Origin of the sequence: Labedaea rhizosphaerae (genome assembly GCF_004362825.1) — a bacterium.
GTDB classification, from domain to species: Bacteria; Actinomycetota; Actinomycetes; order Mycobacteriales; family Pseudonocardiaceae; genus Labedaea; species Labedaea rhizosphaerae.
The window spans coordinates 254,963-268,778 of record NZ_SNXZ01000006.1 but is presented as its reverse complement, the minus strand read 5'-3'; the positions used below and the strand labels follow the sequence as shown (position 1 = coordinate 268,778).

Genomic DNA, 13,816 nt, shown 5'->3' with positions numbered 1-13,816 from the left:
GACCAGTGCTGTGCACAATCGGACCATGCGGGGACTCTTGGGCGTGTGGGCGGCCGGTTCGCTGACGTTGGGCACGGTGGCTCTGGTCTTCGTGCTGAACGGCACCGGCGACGTGGTCCTGCAGCCGGTGACGGAACTCGGAGCGGCGGCGTTCCTGGTGCTCCTGCTGATCGCCGTGCTCGTCGTGGCGCTCGCGGCGCTGTCCCGGCACGCGGACTCGTGGCTGACCGGGCACGCGCGCGGCCAGGCCCTGTGGACGCTGGTGGTGCTGGTCGGCGGGCTCGCGGGCTGGGGCTGCGCGGCGACCGTGGTGCTGGCCCTGAACTGGGCGCCCGCCGTGCTGCTCGTCCTCGCGTACGTCGGTGGTGGACTGCCGTTCGCGGTGGTGGCAGCGGTGCTCGCCCGGTCACCTCGGCTGGCCGGCGCGGCCCTCGGCGCGGCGGTGGTGCTGGTGCTCGTGGGTGCCGCGCTCGTGGGCGGTGTCTTCCCCCTCGTGCGGCTGGCCGCGGCAAATCTGGCGCTGCTGCTGACCGAGGAGGTCGCGGTCCCGCTCTAGAGCGCCTCGACCTGGCGCGCGACCCGCTCGATGCCACGCAGCGAACGCTCGGTGGACAACGGGTGCAAGGCGTGCACCGCGAGCCGGAACAGGGTGGCGTGGCGCAGCACCTGCGGCCACTCCGCCAGGTGCGACCAGCGCTGCAGGATGGCCTCGTCCGCGCCACCCCACGCGAGCGCGTCCACGACCACGACGGCCGCGGCCCACTCCGGCGGGCGGTAGAACGCGGTGAAGTCGATCAGCCCGGGCGCCGCGTCGCCGACGAACAGGACGTTGCCGAACAGGTCGCCATGCACGACCTGGCTGCGCAGCTCGAGGTCCTTGCGGCCCTCGGCGAGCGAGTCGAAGAGCTTGCCGCCGAGCGCGGCGTCCAGCGGCGCGTCCTGCTCGCCCCACGCGGCCCGGTCGGCCATGGCGAACACGTCGGCGCGGTTCTCGATGAACTTCGGCCGCGGCAGGTCCGCGGTGGCCTGGTGCAGGCGCATCGACAGCGACACGATGTCGTCGTAGCGCGGCTCGGCGCGGCCCTCGATGTGGCGGCACGCGGCCCAGCCGCCGACCACCCACCGGCCGTCGCTGGAGCGCAGCGGACGGCCGACGCGCAGGTCGGGAACGTGCAGGTCACCCAGGGTCTTCGCGACCCACGCGGCCTCGGCCGGGTTGGTGGCCGGGCGCAACGCGACGTCGTCGCAGCGCCACACGGGGCCGGCGTCGATCAGCTCCGGGGTGGCGTCCTTCGCGCCGAACGCGGCGCGAACGTGTTGCGGTGGCGGTTCGGGCGCGCGAGCGGAAGTCACAACCCGGCACGGTATCGCGCCCGGCCGCATCTGGTGGTCGACGACATGCCATGAATGGCCCATTCGCAGCGCTCAACGCCGCGAATGGGCCATTCAGGGCCTCAGTACGTGGGCAGGGACGGATCCACGTCGCGAGCCCAGCCCAGCACGCCACCGCCGACGTGCACGGCGTCGCGGAAGCCCGCCTTGTGCAGCGCGGCGAGCGCCTCCGCGGACCGGCCACCGGACTTGCAGTGCAGCACGATCGGCTTGTCCTGCGGCAGTTCCGACAGCGCCTCGCCCGACAGGATCCGGTCCTTGGGGATCAGCACCGAGTTCGGGATGCGGACGATCTCGAACTCGTGCGGCTCGCGGACGTCGATCAGGGCGAAGTCGTCGCCCCGGTCGAACTTCTCCTTGAGCTCGCGCGGCGTGATCGTGTGCCCGGCCGCCGCATCCTGGGCCGCGTCGGACACGACCCCGCAGAACGCGTCGTAGTCGATCAGCTCGGTGATCGGCTTGGTCTCCGGGTCCTTGCGGATCTTGACGGTGCGGTACGACATCTCCAGCGCGTCGTACACCATCAGCCGCCCGAGCAGCGGCTCACCGATGCCGGTGATCAGCTTGATCGCCTCGGTCACCATGACCGAGCCGATGGACGCGCACAGCACGCCCAGCACGCCGCCCTCGGCGCACGACGGGACCATGCCGGGCGGCGGCGGCTCGGGGTAGAGGTCGCGGTAGTTCAGGCCCTGCCCGTTCGGCGCTTCCTCCCAGAACACGCTGACCTGGCCCTCGAACCGGAAGATCGAGCCCCACACGTAGGGCTTGCCCTCCAGCACGGCGGCGTCGTTGACCAGGTAGCGGGTGGCGAAGTTGTCGGTGCCGTCCAGGATCAGGTCGTACTCGCGGAACAGCTCCCGCGCGTTCTCGGTGCTGAGCTGCTCCTGGTGCACGTTCAGGGTGATCAGCGGGTTGATCTCGGCGACGGACTCGGCGGCCGAGACGACCTTCGGCTTGCCCACGTCGGACTGGCCGTGGATCACCTGGCGCTGCAGGTTGGACTCGTCGACCACGTCGAAGTCGATCACGCCCAGGGTGCCGACGCCGGCCGCGGCCAGGTACAGCAACGCGGGCGAACCCAAACCGCCCGCACCGACGACCAGCACCTTGGCGTTCTTGAGCCGCTTCTGGCCGTCCATCCCGACATCCGGGATGATCAGGTGCCTGCTGTAGCGGGCGACCTCGTCCTTCGTCAGCTCCGCTGCCGGCTCCACGAGCGGCGGCAAGGTCATGTGAGGCTCCTCAGTTCAACACTGGTTGCTTACCCAGTCTCAACGCTGGCGCCGTGCCTTGTCTTCCGTTGTGCGGTGACCGAGGTTTCTTCCCGGATGCTGGAACGGGCTAGTTGACCTGTGGCTTCGGCCAGGCGTTGGGCTTGCAGACCTTGTGGTCGCTGGGCACGGCGTCGCGGTTGGTCGGGTCGACCTGGTTCAGCTTGGCGACGTAGTCGTTGGCCACGCCGAAGGTCTGCTGCATCATCACCGGCGCCAGCCCGCCGTCCTTCTGGCAGCCCACGTGGTGGTTGCCGAAGGCGTGGCCGATCTCGTGGTTGAGCGCGTACTGGTGGTAGGTCAGCATGTCGCCGTTGAAGGCGATCGCGCCGCGCACCCAGCGGGCCAGGTTGATCATCACGCGGCCCTTGCTGCTGCGCCAGCACGAGGACTCGTAGTGGATCGAGTAGCCGCAGTAGTCGGCGCGGTGCACGGTGTTCGGGGTGGACAGGCTGATCCGGATGTCCGGCCTGGTCACGTTCGGGTCGACCCGCTGGACGGAGACGTCGCCGGTGCCGGTCCAGCCGCGCGGGTCGGCGAGGGTCTGGTCGACGAGCTTGCTGAAGTCGCTGTCGTCGCCGTACATGGCCGGGTCGATGCCGTTCTCCACCTCGACCGAGTACGTGTAGAGCCGCCCGCCGGTGCCCACGCGCTTCGTGGTGCCGGGCAGCACGCGCCACGTCGCCGAGCCGCTCTGGGCGTACGGGCCGCCCTTGGGCAGTTCCGCGGTCGGCACCTTCGCGTCGTTGACCGGGGTCGGCGGTTCCTCGGTGGCCTGCGGCGTGCTGGGGGTGCCGCCCTGGGCCGTGCTCGCGTCGGCGGCGGTCTGGTCAGGCGAGTTGTCCGGGCCTGGACCGGTCACCTTGATCAGCACCAGGACGGTCAACGCGACCAGGATCGGCACCGCGTACACGCGCCAGCCGTAGGTGGACACGATGCCCGCGATCCCGCGCTTCTTCGGCCGCGCCGGGCGCACGGCCGACGCCTCACTCGCGTCCGGCTCCCACGAGGCGGCGAGCGGCTGCGCCTTGGTCCGCCGGGCACCCCGGCGATAGCGGTCTTCGGTGGCGCTGCGCGGCGTCCCCGGGCGCGATCGAGCCGAACTGGCTGTGGACCGTGACCGCTCGGGGAGCGCGTCGGCGTCCCTTCGCGTCGAGCGGCTCACGGTCACTAGGGTGCCACATCCACCTGTGCGCGCTGGTTGTCACCACTTGCCGTCGTCGGCCAGGCGCCACATCGCGAGCACCGCGCGGGCGACGGTGACCGGTCGCTCCATCTGCGCGACGTGCCCGGTGCGCGGCAGCACGAGCAGGCGCGCCCGCGGGATCAAACGGGCAACCTTGGGCGCCTTGCGCGCCGTGACCAGGCGATCCTCGGTACCCCAGACGACCAGCGTCGGGGCTTTGATCCGCTCGGCGACCGCCCACAGCGACCGCGAACGCGGCGCGAACCACGCCCGCAGCAGGCCCAGCGTGCTGCCCGTGAGCGCCGGGCCGTTCCACGGGTGGCGCGAGCGGGCGACGAGTTCGCGGGCGGCCTCCTCGATGCGGGTCTCCGGGACCGTCGACGGGTCGGCGAAACAGAGCCGTTGCACCTGCTCGACGCGGGCGCGCGGGCTCAGCGCGGCGAGCCGGCCGCGGGCGGGTGCGCCGATCACCGGCAGCAGTGCGAGCGCGAGCCGCGGGTCGGACATCCGGCCGGGCAGCGGGCGCCGGTCGGGCACCGCGGGCGAGATGAGGGTGAGCGTGCGGACCAGGTCCGGGTGCCGGGCGGCGAGCACCATGCTGACCGCGCCGCCGAGGGAGTTGCCGAACAGGTGGACCGGGCCCTCGCCGGTGGCGCGCAACGCCCGCGCCACCGTGTCCGCGAACTCGTCCAGGGTGAAGCGGTAGCCGGGCAGCGGCTCGGACTCCCCGGTACCCGGCAGGTCGACCGCGACGCCGTTCGCGTGCCCGGAGAGCAGGGCGGCCAGGTCGGTCCAGTTCGTCGAACTGCCGGACAGGCCGTGGACGAACACCGCCGTGGTGTCGTCGGGGCCGGGGGTGCGCCGGACGTGCAGGCGCAGGTCACCGAAGGTTTCCACGCCGCCGGGCCACGATGGGATGGCCGGGTCCCATGCCGGCAGCGGCTCGTCGGAGAGCGGCGCGTGGGCCAACCGTCGATCGTGCCTGGTAGCGGTCTGTTCGGTCATCCCTCCATAGTGCCTGGCTCGATGGCGTTCGCTTCTGAGGCTTACTCACAGGTAAGTTCGACATGTTCGAACACCGGCGAACCCGGGATCAGCGGGGGTGGAAGCGAGATGTCGGAAACTGTGCAGCAGGCCGGGCCGGCAGGCCGAGGGGCACGACTGCCGCGCACGGCGCGGCGAGCACAGCTGCTGGCGGCCGCGCAGGACGTGTTCGCGGCGAACGGCTACCACGCCGCGGCGATGGACGAGATCGCCGAGCGCGCGGGCGTGAGCAAGCCCGTGCTCTACCAGCACTTCCCCGGCAAGCTCGAGCTGTACATGGCGTTGCTCGACACGCACGTCGACGAGCTGATCCGCCGGGTCGCCGACGCGATGGAGTCCACCACCGACAACAAGCAGCGGGTCCGGGCCGCGGTCGGCGCCTACTTCGACTTCGTCGACGGCGAGAGCCAGGCCTACCGGCTGGTCTTCGAGTCCGACCTGCGTGGCGAGCCGATGGTGCAGCAGTCGATCGACCGGGCCACCGACGCGTGCGTCGAGTCGATCACCACGACCATCACCGCGGACGCGGGCCTGGACATCGAGCGGGCCCGGCTGCTCGCGGTCGGCCTGGTCGGCGTGAGCCAGATCGCCGCGCGCGACTGGCTGACCGAGGGTCGCCAGCTACCCAAGGACGAGGCCGTCGGGCTGATCTCCACGCTGGCCTGGCGCGGCATCGGCGGCGGTTTCCCGAAGAGCGCTTAACGCGCGGCGCGGCGGATCCACGCGGTCAGCTCGGCCGTGCGCTCGTACGGCAGCATGTGCCCGGTTCTCGGGTAGATCACCAGTTCGGCCCCCGGCGTCGCCTCGGCGATGGTGCGGGCGTGGTCGAGCGGGGTGAGCCGGTCCAACTCGCCCGCGAGCACGACGGTCTTCGCGCCCGCGTAGTGCGCGAGCGCCTCCCGGAGTTCGTGCGTGCCGAACGCGCGACGGAACCCGCCGGCACTGCGCTGGTCGGTGTTCTCCATCTGGGCCAACGTCTTGCGCACGGCGGCCCGGTCCGGGCGCGGGCCGAACGCGAGCCAGCGCACGACGCCGTTCGCGATGATCTTGTTGGTCTTGCCGGTCTTGTTGGTTTTGGCGGCCGCCTGCACGGCGGCGCGCGGGGCCGCCGTACGCACCTTCGGCTTGCGGCGCCTGCGGTCCAGCTTGTTCACGGCGTTGAAAACCGGCCGGGGCAGCCCGAACGTGACCTCGCCGAGTTTGCCCGACGACGTCGCCGCGAACACGGCCGCCACCACCCGCTCGGTGACGAGGTCCGGGTGGCGCTGGGCGAGCGACATCATGGTCATCCCGCCCATGGAATGCCCGGCGAGCACGACCTTCCCGCGCGGCACTCGTTGCGTGATGACCTCGGCCAGGTCGTCGCCGAGCTGCTCGATGGTCGCGGTGCCGTGCGGGGCGGGGTCGGACTTGCCGTGACCTCGGTGGTCGTAGCGCACCACGTGCAGGTCCGCGCCGAGCCGCTCGACCACCGGATCCCACACGGTCATGTCGTTGACCCAGCCGTGCAGCAGCACGACGGTCACCGGCGCGTCGGGGGGCCCGGACTCGCACACGGCGAGCCGCACGCCGTCGGAGGTCATCAGGTAGTCAGCGGTCTGCACCTGGTTGGGGCTTGTCACGAACCTGAACCTACCGGCCAGTAGCCACCGCGTCGACAGGACGACCCAACTCGCCGGACCGCCCTTCCGCGCCCGTCCCCGAAGTCGATCTTTTCTCGCGCGCGTGACAAGCCCCGCCCTGCCCTTGGGGGCTCCCCGATACCCAGTCTATCGAGGTCAAAGGGGGTGTGAGAGCTTCGGCGCGGATCTGTGGACAACCGCCTGCCTGTGGAGAACTACCCAGCCGAGTAGAACTGCACAGCCGAGTAGAACTGCACAGGCGAGCTGGCGGGTGGGTCAGGCCGCGACCGGGCGGCCGAGGCCGATCCATTCGAAGCCGCCGCGGCGGGCCGCCTCGGCATCGAGGAGGTTGCGGGTGTCGACGACGACCGGCTCGCGGGCCGCCTCGGCGAGCCGGGCCCAATCCAGCGACCGGAACTCGGGCCACTCGGTGAGCAGCACCAGCGCGTCGGTGTCCTTGGCCGCCAGGTAGGGGTCGTCGACCATCGAGACACCGGCGAGATCAGCGCCGTCGGCACCGTCGGTCGACAGGACCGGGTCGTAGCCGATCAGTTCGGCGCCGGCCTGGCGCAGCAGGGCGGCCACCGCCAGCGCGGGCGAGTCGCGCAGGTCGTTGGTGCCGGACTTGAACGTCAGGCCCAGGACCCCGATCCGGCTGCGCGACAGCGAACCGTCGCGTTTGCCGGTCACCGCCACGCGGACCTTGTCGACGATGCGCTGGCGCTGCCGCGTGTTGGTGTCGATGGTCGCGCGCAGCAACCGGAACTCGAAGTCCGCGCCGTCGGCCACCTGCAGCATCGCCTGGGTGTCCTTCGGCAGGCAGGACCCGCCCCAACCGGGGCCGGGCTGCAGGAACGACTGCCCGATGCGCCGGTCGTAACCCATGCCCTCGGTGACGTCGGAGATGTCGGCGCCCAGGCGCTCGCACAACTCGGCCATCGCGTTGACATAGGACAGCTTCATCGCCAGGAAACAGTTCGCCGCATACTTCACCAGCTCCGCGCTCGCCGCGTCGGTCAACACCGTCGGCGCGCCGAGACGGGCGTACAGCGCGGCGACACGCTCGGCCGCGTCCTGCTGATCGCACCCGACCACGATCCGGTCGGGCGCCAGGAAATCCTGCACCGCACTGCCCTCCCGCAGGAACTCCGGGTTGGAGACCACGGTCACGTCGTCGCGGTCGAGCAGCTCCGCGGTCCGCACCGCGGTCCCCACCGGCACGGTGGACTTGTTGACCACGACCGCGTCCGGCTGCAGCAGCGGCCGGATCTCCCGCAACACCTGCTCCACAATGGACAGATCGGCCACCCCGCCGACGCCCATCGGCGTCGGCAGGCACAGGAAGACCACCTCGGCGGCGAACTCCGGCGAACGCACGGCCGCCGCGGCACCCCGCACGAAGCTCAACCGGCCTGCCGCCCGCCCTTCGGCGACCAGCTCGGCCAGCCGCGGTTCGAGGATGTCGACCTCGCCGCGGTCGAGCCGTTCCAACTTGGCCGCGTCCACGTCGGCGCACACCACCCGGTGCCCCAGCGAGGCCAGGCACGCGCCGGTGGTGAGACCCACGTACCCGGTGCCGATCACGGCGATCCGTCGAACGAACACGTCCAGCTCCTCTCTCAGTTCTCGACCGCGCGGGCATAGACGTCGAGCGTCCGGCCCGCGGCGGCCTCCCACGAGTGGTGGTCCCGCACGAAGCGGCGGGCCCGGTCGCCCAGCTCGGGGTCCTCGTCACCACTGGCCCGGACCAATGCAGGCACCAGCTCGGCCGGTTCGACCGTCGACGTGCGCAAGCACGCGTCCTGTTCGCTGCCGACGATGTCCTCGTCGAACCCGGGACCGACGACCGTGCGCGCCCGCAACGCCATCGCCTCCAGCGCCACGAAGCCGAACGGTTCGTACGCCGACGGGAACACGCACGCGTCGGCCGCCACCATGTGGTCGCGCAGGTCGTCGGTGTCCAGCCACTCGCGCAGCAGGTGCACCCGGTCGCCGAGCTCGAGCCGGCCGACCCGCTCGGTCAGCCGGTCGTCGTGGGCGACGTCCGGCCACCCCGTGCCGGCCATCACCAGCGCGACGTCCGCGCCGCCGTCCACGGCCTGCCGGATCGACTCGACCAGCTGGACCACGCCCTTGTGCGGCGCGTACCGGCCCGCGTACACGAGCAGCCGCCGCCCCTCCGGGATCCCGTACCGCGAACGGACTTCGTCGCGAACCGCGGCGCGCTCGGCGTCGTCCGGGCAGGGCATCCGCCACGCCCGCCCGGCACCGTGCGAGATCGGGAAGACGTCGGCGCGCCCGGCCAGGTGCGGGATGTCCGACACCGTCGCGGCCGAGGGCACGACGATCAGGTCGGCCCGCTTGCTCAGTGCCCGGTTGAGCACCCGCCCGACCGCGGCCCGCAGGCTCTTGCTGCTCGCGCCGACGAAACTCTCGGCCGAGTGGATGTGGTAGCAGACCGGGATCTTCAGCAGCCGCGCGCAGGCCAGGCCGGCCGGTGCGCACATCCAGTCGTGCACGGCGACGAGGTCGACCTTGGCCTTGCGGTGCAACCGCCACACGTACCAGGTGCCGACGACGTTCAACCGGACGAACGCCCAGACCATCCCCAGCAGGCCGAGCAGCGAGGCGTGCGTCCACGGCTTGGCGACCCGGACCCGGCGGACGGTGGCCTGGTGGTACCGCGACACCTTGGGCAGGTCGGGGAAGCGGCTCGCCCCGACGAGGTGCACCTCGGCGTCCTGCGCGGCCAATCCGCCGAGCAGGCCCTCGATGTAGGTGCCGAGGCCGCCGTAGGGGTCGGGCGGCGCACCGGTGCAGACCATGGCGATCCTCATGCGACCTCCTCCTCGCGACCGGTCACCGGCACGTCGAGGCCGTGCTCGTCGAGCAGTTCCTCGTAGGCGTCCAGGAAGCGGTCCGTGCCGAACAGGCGCAACGCCTTGGCCGCCGCCTGTTGCCTGCGCTGCGCCGGGATGTCCGCCGCGGCGAGCAGGGCCTCGTGCAACTCGGCGTCGCTCGCCCCGCGCTCGATGAGCACGCCGAGCCCGGTCTCGGTGACCGGGAGCCGCCCGCCGGGCAGGTCCACCGTCACCGACGGGACGCCGCACATGATGGCCTCGGCCTGCGCCTGGCCGAACGACTCGACCACCGACGGGAGCCCGAACACGTCGATCGACGCGTAGAAGTCGTCGAGCGCCGACCCGGTGAGCGGGCCGAGGATGCGCACCCGGTCGTCCCCGGCGGCCGCCGCGCGGACCACGTCGATGGTGCTGCCCCCGGCGACGTCTTCGAAGTCGCCCGCGATCAGCAGCCGCGCGTCCGGGTCGTCGACCATGCGGAACGCCCGCACGAGCCGGTCGACGCCCTTGTCCGCGACCACGCGGCCGAGGAACCCGATGTGCAGGCCGGCGGTCTCGCGGTACCGCGCGGTGCCGCCGCGCCGGTCGGTGCAGGGGGCCGGGAGCGCGTGCACGTCCGCGTCGGCGAGCGTCGCGCGGTGCACCGACCGCACGATCTGGTCGTGGCTGTTGATCGTCACCGCGGCGGAGGCCTTGAGGGCACTCGACACCGACGCGTTGACCGCGCGGGTCACCGGCGCCCGCAACAACGACGGCGGCATCCACACGTCGATGTGGTAGCGGGTCACCACCGGGGTGTCGCCGATGCCGCGCACCAGCAGCGCCGCCTCCAGCATGGGCAGGTGCACGTGCAGCAGCCGCGACCGGCGCGCCACGTCCCGGGTGATCCGAGTCATCGCGGGGCTGAAGTAGCCGCGACCGATCTTGCGCACGATGGGCGCGCGGTAGACGTCGACGCCGTTGAGCTCTTCCCGTTGCGGCAACCGGTTGTCGTGCTGCGTGGTCACCACGGCGACCCGGTGGCCGCGGCGGGTCAGGCCCTCCGCCACCACCTTCGCCGTGCGGGCGACACCGCTGAGGTACGGGTGGTAGTAGTTCAGCGCGATGGCCAGGTCATACCGGCGTTCGGACACTGTCGACTCCCTTCTCTTGGTGCGTCGGGACTTCGTGCGGGCGCGGCCGGCGCAAGCCCACGGCCAGGCCGATCTCCACGACGGCGGTCACCAGCCGGCTGACCACCGTGACGGCCAGGGCACTGGGCGGGTCGACCAGCTGGCTGAGCATCCCGACCATGATCAGTTCGCGGGCGCCGATCCCCGCGGGGAAGAACACGGCCAGGCTGCTGAGCACCGTGGCCAGGGCCTGCGCCGCGACCGCCGGGTAGAGCACACGCAGCGGATCGGCCCCGGCCGCCACCATCAGGACGTAGACGTGCAGGCCGATCACCGCCCAGCCGGCCAGCGACCAGCAGGCGGACCGCCGGATCTGCCCGCCGAGCGCCTTCGCGGTCGAGGCGTCGACGGTGCGCAGCTTCGGCAGCCGCGACACCAGGGCGATCACCTGGCCCGGCAGGCACACCAGCAGCAGGAACCCGGCCACGCCGACCAGCGGCACCCACCACAGGCCGGGGACGACCACCGGCACGATTCCCGCGGCGAGCACGACCCGGCTCAGCATCGAGATGCCCAGGTTCACCGACGCAGCGGTGATCATCTGCGACCGGGACCGGCCGAGCGTGTCGGCCAGGTAGGACTGCGCCACCACCGGCCACACCCCACCGCCGGGCAGGTACTTGCCCAGCTGGGTGGAGAAGAAGAACGCGGACGCCGCACGCAGGCCGAGCACGCCGTCGCGGGGCACCGTCAGCTCCCGCCAGGACAGCATCGTGAGCATGCTGCCCGCGACGACGAGCGCCGCCGCGCCCAGCATGACCAGCGGCGAGATCGAGTCGATGGCGTGCCACACCGCGTCGCGGTGCTGCCCGATCCACCAGCCGATGGCGGCGATGGCGCCCAGGGTCAGCACGACCGACACCACACGCGAGGCGCTCGAGCGCCGGGCCGGGGTCATCGGGCACCTCCTGGTCGCAGGTCCATGACGGTGAGCTCCGGCGCGGCCCCGACCCGGACCGGCGGGCCGAACGTGCCGACGCCCCGGGTGACGTACATCCGCGTGTCCTCGACGGTCGACCACCCGGAGACCGACGGGCCCTGCAGCCGCTTGAGCAGGCCCAGCGGCTGCATCTGGCCGCCGTGGGTGTGCCCGGCGAGCAGCAGGTCGACCCGGTGGCGGGCGGCCTCGTCGACCATGGCCGGCTGGTGGGCCATCAGCACGACCGGGCGGGCGGGGTCGCGGCCGGCGAGCGCCTGTCCGACGTCCGGACCCGGCTGACCGGAGCCGGTCGCGCTGAGGTCGTTGACACCGGCGAGGTCGAACCCGCCCGCGCCGCCGATGCCGACGCGTTCGTTGAGCAACGGCCGGACGTCCAGCCGCCGCAACAACTTCAGCCAGTCGCCGACCTGTGCGTAGTACTCGTGGTTGCCCGTGACGAAGTAGCTGCCGTACGTGGACCGCAACTCCCGCAACGGGGTCACGTCGTCACCGAGCTGCTCGACGGTGCCGTCGGCGAGGTCGCCGACGACGGCCACCACGTCGGGCCGGGTGTCGTTGATCATCCGGACCATCCGCTCGACGTGCGGGCGCCGGTGGAACGCGCAGGCGTGGATGTCGGCCACCGTCGCGATCCGCAACCCGGACAGGCTCGGCGAAAGCCCCGCGAGGGGCACGTCGTAGCGGGTCACCTGTGGTGGGCCGAGCGCCGACTCCACGCCGTAGGCCACCGTGCTCGCCGACACCACGCCGGCCGCCAGGGCGAACGAGCGCGCCAGCACCTGCCGCCGGCCGACCTCGGGCTCCGGTTTCGGTTCGCCGGCAACGGTTTCCTCGGGTGGGCCACCCGCTGCCACGAGCACGGCGGTCTTCTGCTTGGTCTCCTGCCCGGTCTTCTGCTTGGCGCGCCTGCGCAACCGGAGCACCGCGCGCGGTATCTCCAGCAACACCAACGCGATCGTCAGGTAGAAGGCGAGCGCCCACCAGAGGTAACCCGGCCAGGCGGCCCACTGCGCCACCGAGACAGGCAGCAGCCTGCTGAACGCGTTGGTGGCCACCGCGAGCGCGGCCGCGGCGCCCAGGCAGGCACCCAGCACCAGACGCCGCCTGCGGTCGGCGGTGGTGCAATGGACCAGCCGCCAGTACAGGTAGCCGTGGGCGAGCACCAGCAGGATGCTGCTGTCGGCGATGCCCTTGAGGTAGGCGACCATGCTCAGAACGCCGCTTTGACCAGCTTGAGGGCACCCTGGCGCCAGGGTTCGCCGTGGCTGCGGCCGGTGTGCTGCGTGCCCCGCGCGTGCTCGAGGTACCAGTCGTAGGTGCGCAGCAGCGACTCGGTGTTCGAGAACTTCGGGTCGAACCCGAGCCGGGAGCGCGCCCTGTCGATCGAGACGTACGAGTCGTGCAGCAGCTTGCGGGCCAGTCGCTTGTACACCGGCGAGATGTGAAGTTTCTCCAACGCCCGCAGCACGCCGATCGCGGGCCGTGCCGGGATGGTGATCACCCGGCGACCGTGGCCCGCGGCATCGAGCACCGCCTGGAACTCGTCGCGCAGCAACCCGAACTCGCTTGCCGCGACGTTGAACACGTCGTTGACGGCGTCGGCCGGCCGGTGCAGCGCCTCGACGGTCACGTCGCACAGGTCGGCCACGTCGAGCATCTGGCAGCGGACGCGGCCGCCGGCGAGCACCGGGAACCCGCGGCCCTCGCTCGCCCACTCGAAGAGCATCGCGAACAAACCCAGCCGCTCGGGACCGAGAAATGTCTTCGGCCGCAGAATCGGCAGGCACATGCCTTCGTCGCGGTATTGCCCGCACAACCGCTCGGCGGCGATCTTCGCCCGGTTGTACGGATCGACACCGACGAACGGGTGATTTTCCGGGGTGGGTTGCACTTCCGGCACGCCATACACGGCGGTGGACGAAATGTGGACGAAACGGGAAACTCCGCAACGACGCGCCGCGGCCAGCACGGTGCTCGTGCCGTCGACGTCGACCGACCACACGTCGGCCTCGTCGTGGCTCGGCAGGGCCGCCGCGCAGTGCACGACGGCGTCGGCGCCGTCGGTCAGCCGCCCGACCATGTCGGGGTCGCGAACGTCGCCGATCACTTGCCGCACACCGGGAATCGGCTCCGCGTCCCGGATGTCGAGCCCGATCACCTCGTACGGCTCGCCCGCCGAACGGGCGAGCCTGCGCACCAGGTGGGTGCCGAAGATGCCTGCGCTTCCGGTCACGAGGACTTTCACCCCGAGCTCCTTTCTGTCGCCGTGACGAATGCCGGACGTTAAGCGCGGTCGTCACCACCCCGGCACCAGACGAACACCAC

Annotated in this window: 13 protein-coding genes; 2 read left to right on the top strand and 11 right to left on the bottom strand. The window is 71.6% G+C overall.

Translation table 11 applies throughout. The features are described from left to right. Nucleotides 1-25: 25 nt before the first annotated feature. The gene (locus EV186_RS30270) at nucleotides 26-556 is read left to right on the top strand and encodes a hypothetical protein (RefSeq protein WP_133852880.1); all 531 of its coding nucleotides are present in this window, start codon (nucleotides 26-28) and stop codon (nucleotides 554-556) included. Here EV186_RS30270 and EV186_RS30265 read toward each other — a convergent pair. The 4 genes from EV186_RS30265 to EV186_RS30250 all read right to left on the bottom strand — a co-directional run bounded on the left by EV186_RS30265 (nucleotide 553) and on the right by EV186_RS30250 (nucleotide 4,857). Continuing rightward, nucleotides 553-1,383, bottom strand: a complete 831-nt coding sequence (locus EV186_RS30265; RefSeq protein ID WP_133853110.1) for a TIGR02569 family protein — start codon at nucleotides 1,381-1,383, stop codon at nucleotides 553-555. The two genes, EV186_RS30270 and EV186_RS30265, sit on opposite strands and share 4 nt — an antisense overlap. Nucleotides 1,384-1,454: 71 nt before the next feature. Continuing rightward, the gene (gene moeZ / locus EV186_RS30260; RefSeq protein WP_133852879.1) at nucleotides 1,455-2,627 is read right to left on the bottom strand and encodes an adenylyltransferase/sulfurtransferase MoeZ; all 1,173 of its coding nucleotides are present in this window, start codon (nucleotides 2,625-2,627) and stop codon (nucleotides 1,455-1,457) included. A gap of 109 nt (nucleotides 2,628-2,736) precedes the next feature. Further along, on the bottom strand, nucleotides 2,737-3,831 hold the full coding sequence (locus EV186_RS30255; protein WP_133852878.1) for a DUF3152 domain-containing protein: 1,095 nt from the start codon (nucleotides 3,829-3,831) through the stop codon (nucleotides 2,737-2,739). A 39-nt stretch (nucleotides 3,832-3,870) separates the two neighbouring features. Next, nucleotides 3,871-4,857, bottom strand: coding sequence for an alpha/beta fold hydrolase (locus EV186_RS30250; RefSeq protein ID WP_133852877.1), 987 nt, complete (start codon nucleotides 4,855-4,857; stop codon nucleotides 3,871-3,873). A gap of 108 nt (nucleotides 4,858-4,965) precedes the next feature. Between EV186_RS30250 and EV186_RS30245 the strand changes: the two genes are divergently transcribed. Then, nucleotides 4,966-5,598, top strand: coding sequence for a TetR/AcrR family transcriptional regulator (locus EV186_RS30245; protein WP_133852876.1), 633 nt, complete (start codon nucleotides 4,966-4,968; stop codon nucleotides 5,596-5,598). Here the strand turns inward: EV186_RS30245 and EV186_RS30240 are convergent. The 7 genes from EV186_RS30240 to EV186_RS30210 form a co-directional block, all read right to left on the bottom strand. Beyond that, the gene (locus EV186_RS30240; RefSeq protein ID WP_243754364.1) at nucleotides 5,595-6,518 is read right to left on the bottom strand and encodes an alpha/beta fold hydrolase; all 924 of its coding nucleotides are present in this window, start codon (nucleotides 6,516-6,518) and stop codon (nucleotides 5,595-5,597) included. The two genes, EV186_RS30245 and EV186_RS30240, sit on opposite strands and share 4 nt — an antisense overlap. A 276-nt stretch (nucleotides 6,519-6,794) precedes the next feature. After that, nucleotides 6,795-8,123, bottom strand: coding sequence for a UDP-glucose dehydrogenase family protein (locus EV186_RS30235; protein ID WP_133852875.1), 1,329 nt, complete (start codon nucleotides 8,121-8,123; stop codon nucleotides 6,795-6,797). A gap of 14 nt (nucleotides 8,124-8,137) precedes the next feature. After that, nucleotides 8,138-9,355: a glycosyltransferase family 4 protein gene (locus EV186_RS30230; protein ID WP_133852874.1), complete on the bottom strand. Its 1,218-nt coding sequence runs from the start codon at nucleotides 9,353-9,355 to the stop codon at nucleotides 8,138-8,140. Then, entirely contained in the window at nucleotides 9,352-10,512 is a 1,161-nt protein-coding gene (locus tag EV186_RS30225; RefSeq protein WP_133852873.1) for a glycosyltransferase family 4 protein, read from the bottom strand. Before EV186_RS30225 ends, EV186_RS30230 begins: the two co-directional genes overlap by 4 nt. Then, nucleotides 10,493-11,449, bottom strand: coding sequence for a lysylphosphatidylglycerol synthase domain-containing protein (locus EV186_RS30220; RefSeq protein ID WP_133852872.1), 957 nt, complete (start codon nucleotides 11,447-11,449; stop codon nucleotides 10,493-10,495). The genes EV186_RS30225 and EV186_RS30220 overlap by 20 nt, the downstream gene beginning before the upstream one ends. Next, nucleotides 11,446-12,699 (bottom strand): metallophosphoesterase, encoded by a 1,254-nt coding sequence (locus EV186_RS30215; RefSeq protein WP_133852871.1) that lies wholly within the window; start codon nucleotides 12,697-12,699, stop codon nucleotides 11,446-11,448. The genes EV186_RS30220 and EV186_RS30215 overlap by 4 nt, the downstream gene beginning before the upstream one ends. Before the next feature lie 2 nt (nucleotides 12,700-12,701). Continuing rightward, nucleotides 12,702-13,736 carry an NAD-dependent epimerase/dehydratase family protein gene (locus EV186_RS30210; protein ID WP_133852870.1) on the bottom strand — a complete coding sequence of 345 codons (1,035 nt, stop codon included), beginning with the start codon at nucleotides 13,734-13,736 and terminating at the stop codon, nucleotides 12,702-12,704. Nucleotides 13,737-13,816 lie beyond the last annotated feature (80 nt).

Coding starts and splice junctions, on each gene's coding strand:
- EV186_RS30215 (WP_133852871.1), bottom strand. CDS start 12,699: ATGGTCGCCTACCTCAAGGGCATCGCCGACAGCAGCATCCTGCTGGTG.
- EV186_RS30265 (WP_133853110.1), bottom strand. CDS start 1,383: ATGCGGCCGGGCGCGATACCGTGCCGGGTTGTGACTTCCGCTCGCGCG.
- EV186_RS30220 (WP_133852872.1), bottom strand. CDS start 11,449: ATGACCCCGGCCCGGCGCTCGAGCGCCTCGCGTGTGGTGTCGGTCGTG.
- EV186_RS30230 (WP_133852874.1), bottom strand. CDS start 9,355: ATGAGGATCGCCATGGTCTGCACCGGTGCGCCGCCCGACCCCTACGGC.
- EV186_RS30245 (WP_133852876.1), top strand. CDS start 4,966: ATGTCGGAAACTGTGCAGCAGGCCGGGCCGGCAGGCCGAGGGGCACGA.
- EV186_RS30270 (WP_133852880.1), top strand. CDS start 26: ATGCGGGGACTCTTGGGCGTGTGGGCGGCCGGTTCGCTGACGTTGGGC.
- moeZ (WP_133852879.1), bottom strand. CDS start 2,627: ATGACCTTGCCGCCGCTCGTGGAGCCGGCAGCGGAGCTGACGAAGGAC.
- EV186_RS30250 (WP_133852877.1), bottom strand. CDS start 4,857: ATGACCGAACAGACCGCTACCAGGCACGATCGACGGTTGGCCCACGCG.